Source organism: Herbaspirillum sp. 1130 (assembly GCF_017833835.1).
In the GTDB taxonomy this organism is placed as follows: domain Bacteria; phylum Pseudomonadota; class Gammaproteobacteria; order Burkholderiales; family Burkholderiaceae_D; genus Herbaspirillum; species Herbaspirillum huttiense.
Window position 1 is genome coordinate 31,727 of record NZ_JAFICQ010000004.1, and the last position, 18,844, is coordinate 50,570.

Consider the following 18,844-nt stretch of genomic DNA (forward strand, 5'->3'; position numbering starts at 1 on the left):
GGTCAGAATAAAGGCCTGATTGTAGCGGATAGACGCCTCATCAGGTCAATTTGCGGCTGCCAGAGATGAAAGCGGACGTAAAAAAACCGGAGAGCCCGCCCCTGCGGGCCCGCCAAAGGCCTGCAGCCCGCTTGCCGCTGGTCAATAACCCAGCCCCATGGCTTCGCGCACGTCGCGCATGGTGTCCTGGGCCAGCTTGCGCGCTTTCTCGCAGCCATCGGCGACGATGGCGCGCACCAGCGAAGGATCGTCCAGGTAAGGCTGCGCACGTTCCAGCATCGGCTGCTGCTCCTGCAGGATGGCATCAATCACCGGTTGCTTGCACTCCAGGCAACCGATCCCGGCCGAACGGCAGCCCTTGGCGGCCCATTCCTTCACTTCCGGGGTGGAATAAACCTGGTGGAATTGCCAGACCGGGCATTTGTCCGGATCGCCCGGATCGCTGCGACGCACGCGCTGCGGGTCGGTCGGCATGGTCTTGACCTTCTTGGTGACCGAAGCGGCCTCTTCACGCAGGGCGATGGCGTTGCCGTAGCTCTTGGACATCTTGGCCCCATCCAGCCCCGGCAGGCGTGAAGCTTCGGTGAGCATGGCCTGCGGCTCGGTGAGGATCAATTTGCGGCTGCCTTCGAGGTAGCCGAACAAACGTTCACGATCGATCATCGACAGGTTCTGGGCATCGTCCAGCATGGCCTTGGCCTGCTCCAAAGCTTCATCGTCGCCCTTTTCCTGGAATTGCGTACGCAGTTCCAGGTACAGCTTGGCGCGCTTGCTGCCCAGCTTTTTGGTGGCGGCCAGGGCCTTTTCCTCGAAGCCTTTTTCCTTGCCGTACAGGTGGTTAAAGCGGCGCGCGATCTCGCGCATGATCTCGATGTGCGGCACCTGGTCTTCACCTACCGGCACCTGGCTGGCACGGTAGATCAGCACGTCAGCCGCCTGCAGCAGCGGGTAGCCCAGGAAGCCGTAGGTGGCCAGGTCGCGGTCGGCCAGCTTTTCCTGCTGGTCCTTGTAGGTCGGCACGCGTTCCAGCCAGCCCAGCGGGGTGGCCATGGACAGCAGCAGATGCAGCTCGGCATGCTCGGGCACGCGCGACTGGATGAACAGCGTGGCCTGGGAGGGATCAACCCCGGCGGCGAGCCAGTCGATCACCATTTCCCAGGTGCTGGTCTCGATCACGGAGGGATCGTCGTAATGGGTGGTCAGCGCATGCCAGTCGGCCACGAAGAACAGGCAGGGCAGCTCGGATTGCAGCTTGACCCAGTTCTTCAGGGCACCGTGATAGTGGCCCAGGTGCAGCGCGCCCGTGGGGCGCATGCCGGAGACGACGCGGTCAGGATACATGGCGTTTGGCGTTGGTTGGCAGGTGGCGGTTCGACATGAACAGGATCAGCGACATGAAGGATCAGAACAGCAAGGTGATGGGGAAGGTAATGAGCTGCAGCAGCTTGCCGGCCACATACATCACGGGGGCCATCCACCAGGCGTAAATCACCTTGAGCAGCACCAGCGCCATGACGATGAAGAAGCCATAGGGCTCGATCTGGGCGAATTTATACGCATATTTGTTCGGCAACAAGCTGGTGAGGATACGCCCGCCATCCAGCGGCGGAATCGGGAACAGGTTGAAGGCGAACATCACCAGGTTGGTCAGCACCCCCGCCCTGGCCATCAGTGTGAAGAATTCTTCCTGTACCCCACCCAGCGCCAGGGCATAGATGGCCAGCATCCACAGCAGTGCCATGAAGAAATTGGCAGCGGGACCAGCCAGCGAGACCCAGGCCATGTCGCGCTTGGGCTTGCGCAGGTGGCCGAAGTTGATCGGCACCGGTTTGGCGTAGCCGAACAGGAAAGCGCCATTGGTGGCGAAGTACAGCATGATGGGAATGAGGATGGTACCAAAGGGATCAATGTGCTTGAGCGGATTGAGGCTCATGCGCCCCATCGAATACGCCGTGGTATCCCCGAAAAACTTGGCCGCATAGGCATGGGCCGCCTCGTGCAGGGTGATGGCGAAGAGCACGGGCAGCGCGTAAACCGCGACGGTCTGGATGAGTTCATTCATGGGCGGGGATTTTAGCAGAGGGACAACGAACTGCCCCGGATTCGCTCGGGGCCGCTTCCGCTGGCCGGATGTGGGTGAACAAAAACTCGCTCAGGCAGCCTGCAAACCGAAGATGCCTGCATCTCCCCTGCCCTGGCGTACCAGCACGGGTTCATTGTCATCGGTGAGATCAATCACGGTGGTCGGCTCCAGGCTGCAGGCACCGCTGTCGATGACCAGTTCGATCTGCTTTTCCAGATGGCTGCGGATGTCTTCGGCGCTGGTCAGCGGCAGATCTTCGTCCGGCAGGATCAGGGTGGTACCCAGCAGCGGCTGTCCCAGTTCTTCCAGCAGCATGTGGGCGATGCGGTTCTCCGGCACGCGCAGGCCGATGGTCTTGCGCGAGGGGTGCGAGAGGCGGCGCGGCACTTCCTTGGTGGCTTCCAGGATGAAGGTATAGGCACCGGGGGTGGCGGCCTTCAGCAGGCGGTACTGGCGGTTGTCCACCTTGGCGTACTGGGCGATCTCGGAGAGGTCGCGGCACAGCAGGGTGAGGTGGTGCTTGTCGTCCACGCCACGGATGCGGCGCACACGCTCCACGGCATCCTTGTTGTCCAGCTGACAGACCAGCGCGTAGCAGGAGTCGGTGGGCAAGGCAACCAGGCCGCCCTTGTGGATGATCTGCGCGGCTTGCTTGATCAGGCGCAGTTGCGGGTTGTCGGGGTGAATCTCGAAAAACTGGCTCATGATGCGGTTTCCGTTTCCAATCCAAATCCAAATCGTAAAAAGCACAACGGCGGTGTCACCACCGCCGTTGTCGCTGCCCACCGGGCTTAGCGCTGGCCGCGCAGGGCGGCGATGCGCTGTTCCAGCGGCGGGTGTGTCGAGAACAGCGCCATGATGCCGGGCTTGTCGCTGATGCCCAGGGCTGCCATGTTCTGCGGCAGGCCTTCCGGCGAAAAGCCGCCCAGGCGCGCCAGGGCATTGATCATCGGCTGGGGCGTGCCCAAGAGGCGCGCCGCACCGGCATCGGCGCGGAATTCACGATGGCGCGAGAACCAGGCCACGATGATCGAGGCACCGATACCGAAGACGATCTGGCACACCATCACCGTCACCATGTAACCGATGCCGGGGCCGGAAGACTCGTTGTTGCGGCGCAGGGCCGAATCCACGAAATAGCCGACCACCCGCGACAGGAACACCACGAAGGTATTCACCACGCCCTGGATCAGAGTCATGGTGACCATGTCGCCGTTGGCGATGTGAGCGACCTCGTGGCCCAGCACGGCTTCCACTTCGTCCTGCGTCATGCCCTGCAGCAGGCCGGTGGACACCGCCACCAAGGCCGAATCCCGGAAGGCACCGGTGGCAAAGGCATTGGGTTCGCCGTCATAGACCGCCACTTCCGGCATGCCGATGCCGGCGCGCTGGGCCAGCTTGCCCACGGTCTGCAGCAGCCAGGCTTCGGTACCGTTCATGGGCGTTTCGATCACGCGCGCGCCGGTGGACCACTTGGCCATGCTCTTGCTCATCAGCAAGGAGATGATCGATCCGGTGAAGCCGACCACCAGCGAGAACACCATCAGCATCGGCAGGTTCAGGCCGGAACGCGTGAGGAAGCGGTCCACGCCCAGCAGGGAGAGGATCACGCTCATCACCACCAGCACGGCGATGTTGGTGGCGATAAACAGCAGGATGCGTTTCATCGGGGAAAACTCCTATCGGAAAAGTGGTTATTAGATAGGAATCGGCCTGCTGAATTCAAGAGCTTCACAGCCCCCAGTCATGCCAGACCGGCTTGACCCCGGTCGGCAGGGGCGGCAATCCCCCGAGGTCCATGCGCGACTCGCCCGGACCGTGGAAATCCGAGCCCATCGAGGCCAGAAAGCCGTAGCTGCGCGCCACCTGGGCGTATTCCTGGTACTGCTCCGGCGTATGGCTGCCGGTATTGACTTCGATGGCCGCGCCGCCCAGTTGCTTGAACTCGTCGAACAATGCGCCGAACTGGGTCTGGGTGTACTTGTAGCGCCCCGGATGGGCGATCACCGCCACCCCGCCGGCCCCGCGGATCCAGCGCACCGACTCTTCCAGCGTAGCCCAGCGATGCGGCACGTAGCCGGGCTTGCCTTCGGTGAGGTAGTTGGCGAAGACTTCCTTGGTATCGCAGCAGGTGCCGCATTCGACCAGGTAGCGCGCAAAGTGCGTGCGCGAGATCAGGTCGGGGTTGCCCACGTGCTTCAACGCGCCTTCATACGCGCCGCCAATGCCGTGACGATCCAGCGCCTCGGCGATCTCGCGGGCGCGCCGTTCGCGGCCGTTGCGGGTGGCGGCCAGGCCGTCGACCAGGGCCTGGTTGGTCTCGTCGATGCGCAAGCCCACGATATGCACCGTATGCCCGGCCCAGGTGACCGAAATTTCCACGCCGGCCACATGTTCCATGCCCAGCGCGCGCGCAGCCGCCCGGGCGCGTGCCACGCCGCCCACTTCATCGTGGTCGGTCAGCGCCCACACGCCCACGCCGTTGGCCTTGGCGCGCGCGGCCACCTCCTCCGGCGGCAGCAGGCCGTCGGAGACGTTGGAATGGCAATGCAGATCGAACTTGAGTTCAGACATAGGAAGTCGCAATGACCTCAGCGACCGCGCCGGTCGCTTGTGGCTGCCGTCGGTCAGGGAGGTCCGGGTGATTGGAATGTGTCCATTTTACGCGCTTGATGCCAACCCCGCACTGCACCGCACGATGCGGCCGGCCTCAGGCCGGCTGCTGCAGGAAAGCCTCGATCAGTTGTGCCAGCCGCTCGGGCTGGTCGTGATGCAGCATGTGGCCGGCGTCGGCGATCATCTCCACCTGCGTCTTGGGGATACAGGCGATGCGGCGGTCGATTTCTTCACGTTTCAACGAGGCCGGACCGAAGAAACGCCAGATATCGCTGTCTATCGCCTCGATCCACAGCACCGAGGCGGTGATGCGGCTCCAGCAGGCCATCATTTCATCGACCCGGTACAGGATGGGGCTGACCTGCTTGTGGGCCGGATCCCCCAGGATCTGCCACAGGCCGCTCTCATCCTGCTGCGCCCAATGCTGGGCCAGGAAACCGGCGCGCTCGTCCGAGAGACGCGCATTGTTCTTCTGCAGCCGTGCCGCGACCTCTTCGAGCGTCTCGTAGCCGCGCAATACGGGACGATTCTTCATCTCGTCCAGCCATTGCGTGAAGCGTCCCGGCGCCTGCTCCGGCTTGGCCGTGGGCAGGCCGATGCCTTCCAGGTTGACCAGCCGCTTGATGCGCTGGGGGCGCACGCCCGCATACAGGCTCACCACATTGCCGCCCATGCTGTGGCCAAGCAGGTTGATGGCCTCCTCACCGGCGTAGTGGTCAAGGATGGCATCGAGGTCGGCCAAATAATCGGGGAACCAGTAGGACTGCGCCGGGGCCCGCTCGGTCAGGCCGAAACCGCGCCAGTCGGGAGCAATTACGTGCCATTCCCCTTGCAGGGCATCGACCATGAACTGGAACGACGCCGACATATCCATCCAGCCATGCATCATGAAGATCTTGGGGGCCTGGGGGTCGCCCCAGTGGCGCACGTGGTAGCGCAGGCCGCGCACGTCGAGGAATTCGGAACGGGAGATTTTCTGGGCGATGGTTTGGCGCATGGCTTGTCTTTTTTTGTCGGTACTGCGGGGCGGAACGAAGGATCAAGCCGCAAAGTATAGACAAAAGTGAACGATCGTGCGTCCGCCCTGCCCCGCGAACCGCCTCAGGGCAGGAAACGTCCGAGGTCGAAGGTGGAGGCATGACCGATCTGGGCGAAGTTCTGCTCCAGCCATTCCGAGGCGCGCTCGCGGCCCTGTTGGAACAGGCTGCCGATGAAACTGGCCTGGGTATTGAGCTTGGAGAGGTTGGTCAGCTGCTCCATGAGCTCATTGGCATCGATCATGTGGATGTTGAGCTGGCGCAGCCGCCGTTCCAGCGAGCCGAAGGCCAGAGTGGAATTCTCGGCCTCGCGCTTGGCCAGGGCCAGTCCGCTCAGCTCGGTGAAGAAGGCCGAGCTGAAGCTGATTTCCGAGAGCCGCTGGCCGATGTCGTGGCTGGAAGTGGGCGTACCGGCGCGACGGCTGGGATGCAGCAGCACCACCATCACGTCACGTGCGGCACAGGAATGCAAGAGCGGGAAAATCGGCGGATTGGCGGTCAGGCCGCCATCCCAATAGGCTTCGCCATCAATCTCGATGGGCCGGTGCAGCGAAGGCAGGCAGGCCGAGGCCAGCAGCACTTCTACCGACAGATCGGGATTGCGGAAAATCTTCAGCGTGCCGGTACTGACCTGGGTGGCCGCAATGAACAATTTCAGCTCACGCTGGCTGCGCAGGCGTTCGAAATCGACCTGCTCCACCAGGATGTCGCGCAGGGGATTGATATCCAGCGGATTGAGTTGCGTGGGCGAGAAGAAGCGCGTCATCGCCAGCAGCGCCTGCATACCGGGCATGGGCGTGGGGTTGGCGATGACGGGCGCGCCTTCGGCCGTAACATGGTCCAGCGGCACGCCATTGGAGAGCGCCGTCCAGAAGCGCTCCAGCGCCGCACGGGCACCGTCGCGGCCGTCCTGCACGTAGCCCTGGGCCATCACCGCCGCATTCATGGCCCCGGCCGAGGCACCGCTGATGCCTTCCAGGTCCAGCCGGCCATCCTCCAGCAAACGATCCAGCACGCCCCAGGTGAAGGCGCCATGCGAGCCCCCGCCTTGCAGGGCCAGACTGACGATCTTGTTCGACATGATGTCCTTTATCTTCACGTGCCGCGTGACAGACCCGCACAATGTGGCCGGGCGCATGCGCAGTGCCGCGCTGTCACGCCGGCGTCACCACTTCAGCTTATGCTGCACTGCACTATCATGGTATAACAGGAAGACGGCTGGAGATAGTGGCAGCTTGGAGAGACATTCTGGTTCCAGCAGGAAACATCTGGCTATCCAGCTCAGCCATTGTAACCATGTACTGACGTAACGACGGACACAGCAGAGGACACATGAAATCGATTTGCGTATATTGCGGTTCTTCCCCCGGCGCTTCCCCGGCCTATGCCGAGGCAGCGCGCAAGCTGGCCCAGGAGATGGTGAAGAACAACATCGCCCTGGTCTATGGCGGCGGCAATGTGGGCCTGATGGGCATCATCGCCAGTGAAGTCATGAAGCTGGGCGGCGAAGCCACCGGCGTCATCCCCAAAGCCTTGCTGGACAAGGAACTGGGCCACGACGGCCTGACCCGCCTGCACATCGTCAAGGACATGCACGAACGCAAGGCCATGATGGCCGAGCTCTCCGATGGCTTCGTGGCCATGCCGGGCGGCATGGGCACCCTGGAAGAACTGTTCGAGGTGCTGACCTGGGCCCAGCTGGGCTTCCACTACAAGCCGATCAGCCTGTACAACGTGGAGGGCTTCTACAACAACCTGATCGCCTTCGTCGATCACCTGGTCTCGCAGCGCTTCGTCAGCAGCGACCAGTCCGGGCTGATGATGCATGAGGCCGATCCGGTCAAGCTGATCGAGCGCTTCCAGACCTTCAAGCCGACCTACAAGACCAAGTGGGCCGATCGCGAAGCGGTCGCCAACCTGGTGCCCTGACACCGGTTTTTTACAAAAGCGTTCATCTGGCGACACCAACGACAACGCCCGTCCCTCTTGCGAGGCGACGGGCGTGTCGTTTCATTCACTTCGGCCTGGAACCGCCGTCATGGCGGGCTTGCCGCTTCAGGCCTCCAGCGCCTGGCGGAAATCGGCCACCAGGTCATCGGTATCTTCCAACCCCACGGACACACGAATGAGCGACTCGGCGATGCCCATGCTGGCGCGGCGCTCGGCCCCCATCTCGTAGAAGATGGTGTGCGCCACCGGGATCACCAGCGTACGGGTGTCGCCCAGGTTGCTGGCGGCCACGGCCAGGTTCAGCCGGTTGAGGTAATCGAAGCAATCGATGCTGTCCTTCAGCTCGAATGACATCAGGCTGCCGAAAGAGCGGAACAGCTGCTTGCACAAGGCGTGCTGCGGATGCGACTCCAGCCCCGGATAGTGGACCGCTGCCACGCGCGGATCAGCTTCCAGCATCTGGGCCAGCGCCAGCGCATTCTTGCATTCACGTTCCTGGCGCAGGGCCATGGTCTCGGCGCCAACGGCGATGTGGTGTGCCGCTTCCGGGCCCAGCGTGGCGCCGAAGTCGCGCAATGCCTTGGCGCGGATCTGCGCCATGCCCCATTGCGGGGCCGGGTTCTTCTTGTAGCTGTCGGCGATGTGCGGGTAGCGCGTCCAGTCGTATTCACCGGTATCGGTCAGGGCGCCACCGAGGGCATTGCCGTGGCCGCCGATGGACTTGGTCAGCGAATTGACGACCAGGCCCGCACCGACCGTCTTGGGACGGAACAGATAGGGCGAGGTCATGGTGTTGTCCACCACGTAGAGGATGCCGCGCTCGCGGCACAGCTCGCCGATGCGCTTCAAGTCCGCCACCTGGGTGCGCGGGTTGGCGATGGTTTCCACGAAGACCAGGCGGGTCTGCGGCGTGATGGCCGCTTCCACGTTCTTCACATCGGTGGCATCGACCATGGAGACCTTGGCCCCCTGCGCGCCCACCGTCATCCACAGGCTATTGGTATTGCCGAACAGGAAAGCCGAGGACACCACATGATCACCCTCGCGCAGCAGACCCTGGACGATGGCACCAATGGCGGCCATGCCGGTGGCGAAGCAGATGGTGGACTTGCCGTCTTCCATCTTGGTGATCTTGTCTTCCAGCGCCGAGAGGGTCGGGTTGCCCTGGCGACCATAGCGATAGCCGGGCTGCTTGCCCTGGAACACTTCGGCCAGCTGGCGCGCATCTTCATAGCCGAAGGTCACGGAGGTGTGGATGGGCTTGTGCAGCGACCCGTGTTCGATGCCCTTCTGGCGGTCGCTGTGGAGGATGGTGGTGGTGAAGCCGTAGGTCTTTTTATCGTTCATCGCGTGATCGGAAAAGCAGAAGAAATGAGCAAGGCCGGCGCACGGCCAAAGGCAAAATGATAAGCCAGATTCCCGTCGGCTGGTTTGCATGGCCCATCAACGCAAAACGCCGGTGCCGCCAAAGCGGCCACCGGCGTCCTGGTCCAGCCTGGAATCAGACGGCGGGGATCAGTCCACGCGCGCCAGGTTCAGGTTCAGCTGGGAACGCACCACATCTTCCAGCGCCGGCTTGGGATTCTTGCGGGCGTATTCGATGCGGTCCAGGTATTCCTGGGTGATGTCGCCGGTGATGTAGTGACCATCGAAGCAGGAGGCCTCGAATTGCTTCAGGGCCGGGTTGGCGTCGGAGATGGCGCGCTTCAGGGCTTCCACATCCTGGTACACCAGGGCGTCGGCGGTGATCTCGCGGCAGACTTCTTCGTCGCTGCGGCCGAAGGCGATCAGTTCGTCACGGGTCGGCATGTCGATGCCGTACACGTTGGGGAACTTCACCGGCGGCGCGGCCGACGCGAAGATCACGTTCTTGGCGCCCGACTCGCGGGCCATCTGCACGATTTCACGGCTGGTGGTGCCGCGCACGATGGAGTCATCCACCAGCAGCACGTTCTTGCCCTTGAATTCGCTGCCGATGGCGTTGAGCTTCTGGCGCACCGACTTCTTGCGCAGCGCCTGGCCCGGCATGATGAAGGTACGGCCGATGTAGCGGTTCTTGATGAAGCCTTCGCGGTACTCGATGCCCAGCTTGAGGGCCAGTTCCATGGCCGCCGGACGCGAGGAATCGGGAATCGGCATGACCACGTCGATCTCGCCATGCTTGAACTGGCTGCGGATCTTGTCGGCCAGGAATTCGCCCATTTTGAGACGGGTGGCGTAGACCGAAGCGCCATCGATGATGGAGTCCGGACGGGCCAGGTAGACGTATTCGAAGGCGCAGGGGTTCAGCGTCGGGTTCTCGGCGCATTGCTGGTTGTACAGCTTGCCGTCGTTGTCGATGAAGATCGCTTCACCCGGGTTGACGTCGCGCAGGAAGCGGAAGCCCATGCCTTCCAGGGCCACCGATTCGCTGGCCATCATGTATTCGATGCCCTTGTCGCTCTCGTTGAAGCCCAGGCACATCGGACGGATGCCGTACGGATCGCGGAAGCCCAGCAGACCGTAACCGGCGATCTGCGCCACCACGGCGTAGGAGCCGCGCACGCGCTTGTGCACCATGGCCACGGCCTTGAAGAGTGCCGCCGGGTCCAGCGAGTAGCCGGTAGTGGCTTGCTGGATCTCGTGGGCCAGCACGTTCAACAGCACTTCGGTATCGGAATCGGTGTTGATGTGGCGGCGATCGTTCTTGAACATCTCGATCTTCAACTGTTCCGCATTGGTCAGGTTGCCGTTGTGCGCCAGGATGATGCCGAAGGGGGCATTGACGTAGAAGGGCTGCGCTTCTTCTTCCGAGGACGAGCTGCCTGCGGTCGGGTAGCGCACCTGGCCGATGCCGGTGTTGCCGGGCAGCGAGCGCATGTTGCGGGTACGGAACACGTCGCGCACCAGGCCATTGGCCTTGTGCATCGAGAAACCGTTGCTGTGGTTGGTTGCGATCCCCGCCGCATCCTGGCCGCGGTGCTGCAGCAGCAGCAGCGCGTCATACAGCATCTGGTTGACGGGACTATGAGAGACGATACCGACGATGCCACACATGGTGGACTCCTAACGAAAAACGAAAACGAAAATGAACCACGACTGCCACGCCACTCCCGCGATACTATGGTCCCCGCCACGGGGCGCCCATCCGCTCACACCGGAGTGCAAAAACTCACATGCTCGGCCAGCTTGCCCGGCAGGTAGGGCAGCACCGCTTCGGCGGCCTGCTCGACCCAGGGACTGAAGCGCGCCTGCTTCCAGAAATCCTGTTGCGGAATGGCCGTGGTACCGCACAGCAAGGCCACCGCCACCACCAGCAATACCCCACGCGCCACACCGAAAATGCTGCCCAGCGTGCGATCGAGGAAACCCAGGCCAGTCGCCTTGACCAGCTCGCCCAGCGTCTTGGCCACCAGCGCCATCAACAGGCGCGTGCCGATGAAGAGCGCAATGAAGGCCACGATCAAGCGGGTCAGTTCACCGGGCACCACATCCGGCAACATGCCCGACAGCGCCTCGCCATAAGTATTGGCCACCACCAGCGCGACGATCCAGCCGGCCAGCGACAACACCTCGCGCACCAGTCCGCGCAGGGTGCCGATGATCACTGAACAGACAAGGATCAGCAGCACCAGGTAGTCAAATATCGTCACGATGACAACAATATGCGGCTATCTGTAGCCAAATTCAAGCAGGAACAATCGTGGCATTCAGGCCCAGCTTCTTGATTCGGCCGCCCATGCGTTCGGCTTCCTCGCGGCTGGCGAAGGGGCCGACGCGAATCCGCGTGCGCTCTCCTGCCTCGGTTGCGATCTTTTGCGTGTACGAATGGATGCCAGCGGCGCTGAGCTTGTTGCGCAATTCATTGACCTTGTCCTGGGTGGCCAGCGCAGCCACCTGGATGACGAACTTGCCACCGGCCGCGGCCGGTTTCTTTTCCGCCGGGGCCGCAGCGGCACTGGCCGGCTTGCCCTCGAGAATGGCCAGCGCACGAGCGGCATCGTCGTCGGCAGTGTGCGCAGGCGCCTTGGGCTTGGCGGCTTCCTTCTTCGGTTCTTCCTTGTGCTCGGCCACGGCCGGCTTCTTTTCCTCGGCCTTGGGGGCGGGCTTTTCAGTATGCTTTTCCACCGGCTTGTCAGCCGGCTTCTCGACCACCTTGGGTGCCACGGCAGCCACCGGCGGCGTCACCGGCTGGGCCGGGGCAGCCGGCGTGGCCGCTGCTGCGGGCTCAGGGGCGATGCTGGACGGCTCGACGATCTCTTCCTTCTGGTCCAGCGAAGCCTGCTTGGCATCACGGCCACCCGGCTGGGCCACGCCGGAAGCCGGCTGGTCCTTGGACGGGATCTGGATGGCGATGTCGTCGTTGAGCGGCTTGGGCTCGGAATCGAGGATCATCGGCAACACGATCACCACGGCCAGCGTCAGCGCGACGGCACCGATCAGGCGGCGGCGGGCACGTTTCTTTTCCGGCAACAGCGGATCGGCAGCGGCATCCTTGCCGGCCTTGCTGCGGCTGCTGCGGGCAGAACCGGCGGCACCACTGGCCGCACTGCGGCTGCTACGGCTGCGGATGACGGAAGATTGCTCCTCGGAACGTGAACGGAAGGACCCTTGGTCAGCAGAAGAATCCTGCTTGTTTTTACGGAAAAACGAGAACAAGCCCATGCGGAGTCGTCTTGAATTGATCTGGAAATCGTGGAAAACCTGCCTGGCCACTCAGGTCCTGGCACCGTCTGGCAAGGACGGCCGGCTCCGGAACGCGGGTTCGGAATCAGTGCAGACCGGGGCGGCGCGCCTGCATGACGCCGGCTACGGTCAGGAAGGACCCGAAAACCACAATTCTATCATTCTCCCCTGCTCTGCTTAATGCATTTGCATACGCCTCCGCCGGTGTAGTGAAGGTTTCTACGCTGCGTGCCGCGTCCCGCCTGAATTCCGGCTGCACGCCGGCCCCCAGCAGGGCTTCCTTGAGCTGTTGCGCGCTGGCCGCGCGCGGCAGCGGCAGATCGGTCACGCACCAGTGATCGATCTTGTCCTTGAGGTGGCCGATGACGCCTTCGATGTCCTTGTCCAGCATGGAGCCGAACACCGCGTAGGTGTAGGGGTGGAAGCCCATGTTGTCCAGGTTCTGCGCCAGCGTGGCGGCCGCATGCGGGTTGTGGGCCACATCCAGGATCACCAGCGGCTGGCCCGGCAGCACCTGGAAGCGGCCCGGCAGCTCCACCGTGGCCAGGCCGGTGCGCACCTCCTGGGCACCCACCGGCAGCACTTCGCGCAGGGCTTCCAGCGCAGCCAGGGCGGCCGAGGCGTTGAGGATCTGGTTGGCACCGCGCAGGCTGGGATAGGCCAGCGAATTGCGGCGCATGCCGCGCCCGCCATAGGCCCATTGCTGCTTGTCGCCCTGGTAGTTGAAGTCGCGGCCCATGAGCCACAGGTCTGCACCGATCTTCTCGGCGTGAGCGATGAGCGACTTGGGCGGCACCGGGTCGCCACACACGGCGACCTTGCCGGGACGGAAGATGCCGGCTTTCTCGAAACCGATCTCTTCGCGCGTCTCGCCCAGGTATTCGGTGTGGTCGATGTCGATGCTGGTGACGATGGCCACATCGGCATCGATCACGTTGACCGCATCCAGGCGGCCGCCCAGACCGACTTCCAGGATCACCACATCCTGCCGGGCATCGGCCAGCAGCTTCATGATGGCCAGGGTGGTGAATTCGAAATAGGTCAGCGAGATGTCGCCGCGCTGGGCCTCCACCGCCTCGAAGGCGGCGATCAGCTGGGCATCGCTGGCCATGTCGCCGGACAGGCGGGCGCGCTCATTGAAATGCAGGAAATGCGGCTTGATGTACAGGCCCACGCGATAACCGGCGCGCAGCAGGATGGATTCCAGCATGGCGCAGGTGGAACCCTTGCCATTGGTGCCGGCCATCATGATGACGGGGCAGTCGAAGCGGATGTCGAGCTTTTCCTTGACGGCCAGCACGCGGTCCAGGCCCATGTCGATCTGCTTGAAGTGGCGTTGTTCCAGCAGGGCCAGCCATTCGTTCAAGGTGGCGGGAGTCGGGGAGGCTTGGGAAGTCATGGCGCGTCTCGGTCGGTGAAGCTGCTGCTCGAAAAACGGATTACGGATTACGGCTTGCGGATGTCGAAAAGACAAAGCCCGGATTTGCACTTCTGCAAATCCGGGCCTGAAGTATAGCGGCTAATCAGGAAACCGTTTCGGCGGACTGATTTTGCAGCAGGGCCAGCAGATGGGCGATTTCCTCGCGCATCTTGCGGCGGTCGACGATCATGTCGATGGCGCCCTTGGTGACCAGGAATTCAGCACGCTGGAAGCCTTCCGGCAGCTTCTCGCGCACCGTGTTCTCGATCACGCGCGGGCCGGCAAAGCCGATCAGGGCCTTGGGTTCGGCCATCACCACGTCGCCCATGAAGGCGAAGGACGCCGAGACGCCGCCCATGGTCGGGTCGGTCAGCACGCTGATGAAGGGCAGCTTCTTTTCCGACAGCTTGGTCAGCATGGCGGTGGTCTTGGCCATCTGCATCAGCGACAGCAGGCCTTCCTGCATGCGCGCGCCACCCGTGGCGGTGATGCAGATGAAGGGGACCTTCTGTTCCAATGCCGCCTGGGCACCGCGCGCAAAGCGCTCGCCGACCACGGAGCCCATGGAACCGCCCATGAATTCGAACTCGAAGCAGGCCACCACGACCGGCAGGGTCATGATGGCGCCGCCCATGACCACCATGGCGTCGGTTTCGCCGGTGGATTCCATGGCGTCCTTCAGGCGATCGGGGTACTTCTTGCTGTCCTTGAACTTCAGGGTATCGACCGGCAGGGCTTCCTGGCCGATCTCATAGCGGCCGCCTTCGTCGAGCAGGGCATCGAGACGAGCGCGGGCGCGGATGCGCATGTGGTGGCTGCACTTGGGGCAGACATGCAGGTTCGATTCCAGGTCGGTACGGTACAGCACGGCCTCGCAGGAGGGGCACTTGACCCACAAACCTTCCGGGATGGCTTTGCGGCTGGTGGAACCGCGTTGAATCTGGGGTGGCAATAACTTCTCGAGCCAGCTCATAGAGACCTCATAGATGTTTCCGGTGGCGCGCATTGTACCAGAGCCCACCGGCGGCGGACGTAAAGCACGGTCATGCTTTCTGGCGAGCAAGTAAATTCACGCTGCCCGCTTGCGCCGTATCAAAAAACAAAGCCTCCGGACGCTGCCGGAGGCTCCTCATTGCGCTCCCCTGCCCTGCCGGACCGGGACGCTGCCGCTCAGGCGTCCAGCGCCTGGCGGATATCGGTGACGAAGGCTTGCACGGCTGCGCAGGCCTGGTCATGCGGGGTGTTTTCCAGTTCGGCAATGATGCGGCTGCCGATCACGACCGCATCGGCCACGCTGCCGACGGTACGGGCGGTCGCGCCATCACGGATGCCGAAGCCCACCGCGATGGGCAGCTTCACGTGCTGGCGGATGGCGGCGATGCGCTCGGCCACTTCGGCCGTGTCGATGTGGCCGGCGCCGGTGACGCCCTTCAACGAAACGTAATAGCAGAAGCCGCTGCTGACGGCCGCCACCTGGCGGATACGTTCTTCCGAAGAGGTCGGGGCCAGCAGGAAGATCGGGTCCATGCCCCTGGCCTGCATCTTTTGGGAGAATTCTTCACATTCCTCGGGCGGATAGTCCACCACGATGGTGCCATCCACGCCCGCCTCGCTGGCCGCTGCGATGAAGGCATCCACGCCAAAGCGTTCGATGGGATTGGCATAGCCCATCAGCACGATGGGGGTGTGGCTGTTGGTCTTGCGGAATTCGCGCACGTAGCCCAGCACGTCGTGGGTGCTGATGCCGAATTTCAAGGCGCGTTCGCAGGCGCGCTGGATCACCGGGCCTTCGGCCATGGGGTCGGAGAACGGCACGCCCAGTTCGAGGATGTCGACGCCGCCGGCCACCAGCGCGTGCAGCAGCGGCACGGTCAGCTCGGGGGCCGGGTCACCGGCGGTAATGAAGGTAATGAGCGCCTTGCGCTTCTGCTCGGCCAGTTGGGAAAAGGTGGTCTGGATTCTGGACATGATGATATGAAGTTTTTTGTCGAAACTGCCGACCGGCTCCAAAGAGCCGACCGGCACGTGCGGGCCAGCTGGGCCGATCAACCCTGATGCTGTTGCACGGTATGCATGTCCTTGTCCCCACGGCCGGACAAGTTGACCAGCACGATCTGGTCCTTGGGCAAGGTCGCCGCCAGCTTGGCCGCATGGGCCAGGGCATGGCTGGACTCCAGCGCCGGGATGATGCCTTCGATGCGGCAGCAGTTATGGAAGGCTTCCAGCGCTTCTTCATCAGTGATGCAGGCGTAGCTGGCGCGGGCGCTGTCCTTCAGCCAGGCGTGTTCCGGACCCACGCCCGGATAATCCAGGCCGGCCGAGACCGAATGGGTCTCGATGATCTGGCCGTTGGCATCCTGCAGCAGGTAAGTGCGGTTGCCGTGCAGCACGCCGGGCGAGCCCAGGGTCAGCGAGGCCGAGTGACGGCCGGTGTCCAGGCCGTCGCCGGCGGCTTCCACGCCGACCAGCTTGACGTCCGGATAGTCGATGTAGGGATAGAAGATGCCCATGGCGTTGGAACCGCCACCGACGCAGGCCACCACGTAGTCCGGCTGGCGCGAGGCGATTTCCGGCATCTGCTGGATGCACTCGTTGCCAATCACCGACTGGAAGTCGCGCACCATCATCGGATAGGGGTGCGGACCGGCGACGGTACCGATGATGTAGAAGGTGGTCTCGACGTTGGTGACCCAGTCGCGCATGGCTTCATTGAGCGCATCCTTCAAGGTCTTGGAACCGGATTCCACCGGCACCACCTTGGCGCCCAGCAGGTTCATGCGGTAGACGTTCTGCAGCTGGCGCTTCACGTCTTCGCTGCCCATGTAGACGATGCATTCCATGCCGAAGCGCGCACAGATGGTGGCGGTCGCCACGCCGTGCTGGCCGGCGCCAGTCTCGGCGATGATGCGCTTCTTGCCCATGCGCTTGGCCAGCAAGGCCTGGCCGATCACGTTGTTGATCTTGTGGGCGCCGGTGTGGTTCAGGTCTTCGCGCTTGAAGTAGATCTGCGCGCCGCCGGCGATCTCGGACCAGCGCTTGGCGTGATACACGGGGCTGGGGCGGCCGACGAAATGTTTCAGTTCGGTATGGAATTCGGCCAGGAACTGTTCATCGTGCTGATACTTCGCATAGGCATCGCGCAGCTCGTTCAAGGCCAGGGTCAGCGTCTCGGAGACGAAGCTGCCGCCGTAGGGACCGAAGTGGCCACGGGCGTCGGGCAGGTTGTAATTGGCCGTCTGGTGCAGGGCGGCGGCGGGAATGGCTTGACGCTCGGCGAAACCGCCGAGGGGATTCAATTCTTTCATGGTGTTCCTCTGAAACTCGTTGGGAGGTGTGCTACGCGGGGGTAGCATCCGCCAGACGCACGGCCTGGATGAAGGCCTCTATCCTGGCGGCATCCTTGATGCCCTTGGCGGCTTCTACGCCACTGCTGATGTCGACCGCGTAGGGGCGAACGCCAGCGACCGCCTCAGTGACGTTGTGTACGCTCAAGCCACCACTCAAAACGGCCCGAGGCGCGAGTTCTTTTGGAATGAGAGACCAATCGAAAACCTTTCCGCTGCCGCCATACTCCTCGACCAGGGTGTCGAGCAGCAGTCCGGTGAAAAACGGACTGGCAGAGCGATATGCCCGCTCGTATTCTAACAAATCCGCGGGCTGCGTCGAACTTCCTATTCTGGCCGCGCGTATGAAGGGTCTGACAACGGCCCGGGCGATGGCGGCGCACTGCTCGGGCGTCTCGTCGCCGTGGAACTGCAGCACCGTGAGCGGCGCCTCGGCCAGTACCTGCTGCACCTCTTCCAGGGTCGGATTGACGAACAGCCCGACGATGCTCACGAAAGGCGGCACCGCACGTGCGAGCTCGCCGGCACGCTGCGGCGTCACGTAGCGCGGGCTCTTCGGATAGAACACCAGGCCCAGCGCATCGGCGCCGGCGGCCACGGTGGCGCGGACATCTTCTTCACGGGTCAGGCCACAGATCTTGATGCGGGTACGAAAGCTCATGGAGATTGCCTCATGGGTGAAAACTTCTACGGGTCTGGCCGCCGACAGCCTCACAGCCAGGGCCAGGACCGCGCCTCCTGCGGCAGCGCCCAGCTATCCGGATAGTCGACCCGCGCCAGGTACAGGCCGTCTGGCATGAAGGTCGGTGCGGCGCGGCTGCGATCGCGCAGGGCCAGCACCTCCCCCATCCATTCCGGTCCGTGCTTGCCGCTGCCGACCACGATCAGCGAACCGACGATGTTGCGCACCATGTGGTGCAGGAAGGCATTGGCCTTGAGGGTGAAAACGATCATGTCGCCATGGCGGCGCACGGCGATGCTTTCCATCTTGCGCACCGGCGACTTGGCCTGGCACTCCACGGCGCGGAAGCTGGTGAAGTCATGTTCACCGATCAGGTATTGCGCGGCGCGGTGCATGCGGTCAGCGTCCAGCGGGCGGAAAGTCCAGCCAGCCTTGCCGGCCAGCAGCGGCGAGCGCACCGCGTGGTTGTAGAGCACGTAGTGATAAGTACGGGCGATGGCTGAAAAGCGCGCATGGAAACCGAATTGGGCCAGGCTCTCGGCCCCTTCCCGCTCGGCCCCGTGCAACTCGGCCGCCTGGGCCGCAGCAGTGGCGCCGGCGATGGCCGCGTCATCCACCCAGGGCAGCTCGCAGGCCCAGCGCACCGCGATCGTGGGCGGCAAAAACGCATTGGTGCCACGCACCCAGGAAAAGCTGTCGCGGGCAATGGCCGTATCGAAATGCACGACCTGCTCCAGCGCATGCACGCCCGAATCGGTGCGGCCGGCGCAGGTGGTCGCAATCGGGGTCGTGCTGAAGCGCCGCAGGGCGGCTTCCAGCTGGTCCTGCACGGTCTGGCGGTGCGGCTGGGTCTGCCAGCCCTGCCAGCTGGCGCCGTCGTATTGCACGCCCAGCACCACACGGCGCAGGCCCTCGGACGGGGAAGAAAGTTCTGTCATGGATGTTCACTGCCTGCCGCAAGCGGCCGGGTTCCTGCGCAAGCCTGCAGAAAGCTTCATACAGCCCGCACACCACGGTCTGGCGGCACGATAAAAACGAACGGGCAGC

At 63.3% G+C, this 18,844-nt stretch carries 18 protein-coding genes; 1 reads left to right on the forward strand and 17 read right to left on the reverse strand.

From position 1 onward, the window contains the following. Positions 1–141: 141 nt before the first annotated feature. From JOD78_RS17845 to JOD78_RS17875, 7 genes are all read right to left on the reverse strand, one after another. Positions 142–1,341, reverse strand: coding sequence for a tryptophan--tRNA ligase (locus JOD78_RS17845; protein WP_204725764.1), 1,200 nt, complete (start codon positions 1,339–1,341; stop codon positions 142–144). 61 nt (positions 1,342–1,402) lie between these two features. Next, entirely contained in the window at positions 1,403–2,062 is a 660-nt protein-coding gene (locus tag JOD78_RS17850) for a site-2 protease family protein (protein WP_039784686.1), read from the reverse strand. 90 nt (positions 2,063–2,152) lie between these two features. Continuing rightward, positions 2,153–2,788 (reverse strand): L-threonylcarbamoyladenylate synthase, encoded by a 636-nt coding sequence (locus JOD78_RS17855; RefSeq protein WP_121044987.1) that lies wholly within the window; start codon positions 2,786–2,788, stop codon positions 2,153–2,155. A gap of 86 nt (positions 2,789–2,874) precedes the next feature. Then, the gene (htpX, locus tag JOD78_RS17860) at positions 2,875–3,750 is read right to left on the reverse strand and encodes a protease HtpX (RefSeq protein ID WP_121044989.1); all 876 of its coding nucleotides are present in this window, start codon (positions 3,748–3,750) and stop codon (positions 2,875–2,877) included. Positions 3,751–3,814: 64 nt separating this feature from the next. Next, on the reverse strand, positions 3,815–4,657 hold the full coding sequence (locus tag JOD78_RS17865) for a 3',5'-nucleoside bisphosphate phosphatase (protein ID WP_121044991.1): 843 nt from the start codon (positions 4,655–4,657) through the stop codon (positions 3,815–3,817). A gap of 136 nt (positions 4,658–4,793) precedes the next feature. Then, positions 4,794–5,696: an alpha/beta hydrolase gene (locus JOD78_RS17870; RefSeq protein WP_209567212.1), complete on the reverse strand. Its 903-nt coding sequence runs from the start codon at positions 5,694–5,696 to the stop codon at positions 4,794–4,796. Between the two features lie 104 nt (positions 5,697–5,800). Further along, entirely contained in the window at positions 5,801–6,817 is a 1,017-nt protein-coding gene (locus JOD78_RS17875) for a patatin-like phospholipase family protein (RefSeq protein ID WP_209567213.1), read from the reverse strand. Positions 6,818–7,068: 251 nt separating this feature from the next. Between JOD78_RS17875 and JOD78_RS17880 the strand changes: the two genes are divergently transcribed. Then, entirely contained in the window at positions 7,069–7,665 is a 597-nt protein-coding gene (locus tag JOD78_RS17880) for a TIGR00730 family Rossman fold protein (protein WP_121044995.1), read from the forward strand. Between the two features lie 126 nt (positions 7,666–7,791). Here JOD78_RS17880 and JOD78_RS17885 read toward each other — a convergent pair whose 3' ends face one another. From JOD78_RS17885 to JOD78_RS17930, 10 genes are all read right to left on the reverse strand, one after another. Beyond that, complete coding sequence (locus JOD78_RS17885) at positions 7,792–9,033, reverse strand: cystathionine gamma-synthase family protein (protein ID WP_209567214.1); 1,242 nt, start codon at positions 9,031–9,033, stop codon at positions 7,792–7,794. A gap of 168 nt (positions 9,034–9,201) precedes the next feature. Then, positions 9,202–10,722: an amidophosphoribosyltransferase gene (gene purF / locus JOD78_RS17890; RefSeq protein WP_088754955.1), complete on the reverse strand. Its 1,521-nt coding sequence runs from the start codon at positions 10,720–10,722 to the stop codon at positions 9,202–9,204. A 95-nt stretch (positions 10,723–10,817) separates the two neighbouring features. Beyond that, positions 10,818–11,318 (reverse strand): CvpA family protein, encoded by a 501-nt coding sequence (locus JOD78_RS17895; protein ID WP_209567215.1) that lies wholly within the window; start codon positions 11,316–11,318, stop codon positions 10,818–10,820. A 34-nt stretch (positions 11,319–11,352) separates the two neighbouring features. Further along, a complete protein-coding gene (locus tag JOD78_RS17900) occupies positions 11,353–12,330 on the reverse strand; it encodes an SPOR domain-containing protein (RefSeq protein ID WP_121045000.1) in 978 nt (325 codons plus the stop codon). Between the two features lie 106 nt (positions 12,331–12,436). After that, entirely contained in the window at positions 12,437–13,750 is a 1,314-nt protein-coding gene (gene folC, locus JOD78_RS17905) for a bifunctional tetrahydrofolate synthase/dihydrofolate synthase (protein ID WP_209567216.1), read from the reverse strand. A 124-nt stretch (positions 13,751–13,874) separates the two neighbouring features. After that, entirely contained in the window at positions 13,875–14,744 is an 870-nt protein-coding gene (gene accD, locus JOD78_RS17910) for an acetyl-CoA carboxylase, carboxyltransferase subunit beta (protein ID WP_034331674.1), read from the reverse strand. 197 nt (positions 14,745–14,941) lie between these two features. After that, a complete protein-coding gene (trpA, locus tag JOD78_RS17915) occupies positions 14,942–15,739 on the reverse strand; it encodes a tryptophan synthase subunit alpha (RefSeq protein ID WP_034331676.1) in 798 nt (265 codons plus the stop codon). 77 nt (positions 15,740–15,816) lie between these two features. Then, positions 15,817–17,076 carry a tryptophan synthase subunit beta gene (gene trpB, locus JOD78_RS17920; protein ID WP_121045003.1) on the reverse strand — a complete coding sequence of 420 codons (1,260 nt, stop codon included), beginning with the start codon at positions 17,074–17,076 and terminating at the stop codon, positions 15,817–15,819. Positions 17,077–17,107: 31 nt separating this feature from the next. Beyond that, a complete protein-coding gene (locus JOD78_RS17925) occupies positions 17,108–17,776 on the reverse strand; it encodes a phosphoribosylanthranilate isomerase (RefSeq protein WP_121045005.1) in 669 nt (222 codons plus the stop codon). A gap of 50 nt (positions 17,777–17,826) precedes the next feature. Continuing rightward, positions 17,827–18,735, reverse strand: a complete 909-nt coding sequence (locus tag JOD78_RS17930; RefSeq protein ID WP_121045007.1) for a tRNA pseudouridine synthase A — start codon at positions 18,733–18,735, stop codon at positions 17,827–17,829. Between the last annotated feature and the right edge of the window lie 109 nt (positions 18,736–18,844).

What these genes read in the sequence shown, in the direction of transcription:
- folC (WP_209567216.1), bottom strand. Translation starts at nt 13,750, where the DNA reads ATGACTTCCCAAGCCTCCCCGACTCCCGCCACCTTGAACGAATGGCTG.
- purF (WP_088754955.1), bottom strand. Translation starts at nt 10,722, where the DNA reads ATGTGTGGCATCGTCGGTATCGTCTCTCATAGTCCCGTCAACCAGATG.
- JOD78_RS17850 (WP_039784686.1), bottom strand. Translation starts at nt 2,062, where the DNA reads ATGAATGAACTCATCCAGACCGTCGCGGTTTACGCGCTGCCCGTGCTC.
- JOD78_RS17900 (WP_121045000.1), bottom strand. Translation starts at nt 12,330, where the DNA reads ATGGGCTTGTTCTCGTTTTTCCGTAAAAACAAGCAGGATTCTTCTGCT.
- trpB (WP_121045003.1), bottom strand. Translation starts at nt 17,076, where the DNA reads ATGAAAGAATTGAATCCCCTCGGCGGTTTCGCCGAGCGTCAAGCCATT.
- JOD78_RS17930 (WP_121045007.1), bottom strand. Translation starts at nt 18,735, where the DNA reads ATGACAGAACTTTCTTCCCCGTCCGAGGGCCTGCGCCGTGTGGTGCTG.
- JOD78_RS17885 (WP_209567214.1), bottom strand. Translation starts at nt 9,033, where the DNA reads ATGAACGATAAAAAGACCTACGGCTTCACCACCACCATCCTCCACAGC.
- JOD78_RS17925 (WP_121045005.1), bottom strand. Translation starts at nt 17,776, where the DNA reads ATGAGCTTTCGTACCCGCATCAAGATCTGTGGCCTGACCCGTGAAGAA.
- trpA (WP_034331676.1), bottom strand. Translation starts at nt 15,739, where the DNA reads ATGTCCAGAATCCAGACCACCTTTTCCCAACTGGCCGAGCAGAAGCGC.
- JOD78_RS17880 (WP_121044995.1), top strand. Translation starts at nt 7,069, where the DNA reads ATGAAATCGATTTGCGTATATTGCGGTTCTTCCCCCGGCGCTTCCCCG.
- JOD78_RS17855 (WP_121044987.1), bottom strand. Translation starts at nt 2,788, where the DNA reads ATGAGCCAGTTTTTCGAGATTCACCCCGACAACCCGCAACTGCGCCTG.
- JOD78_RS17875 (WP_209567213.1), bottom strand. Translation starts at nt 6,817, where the DNA reads ATGTCGAACAAGATCGTCAGTCTGGCCCTGCAAGGCGGGGGCTCGCAT.
- JOD78_RS17870 (WP_209567212.1), bottom strand. Translation starts at nt 5,696, where the DNA reads ATGCGCCAAACCATCGCCCAGAAAATCTCCCGTTCCGAATTCCTCGAC.
- JOD78_RS17845 (WP_204725764.1), bottom strand. Translation starts at nt 1,341, where the DNA reads ATGTATCCTGACCGCGTCGTCTCCGGCATGCGCCCCACGGGCGCGCTG.
- accD (WP_034331674.1), bottom strand. Translation starts at nt 14,744, where the DNA reads ATGAGCTGGCTCGAGAAGTTATTGCCACCCCAGATTCAACGCGGTTCC.
- htpX (WP_121044989.1), bottom strand. Translation starts at nt 3,750, where the DNA reads ATGAAACGCATCCTGCTGTTTATCGCCACCAACATCGCCGTGCTGGTG.
- JOD78_RS17865 (WP_121044991.1), bottom strand. Translation starts at nt 4,657, where the DNA reads ATGTCTGAACTCAAGTTCGATCTGCATTGCCATTCCAACGTCTCCGAC.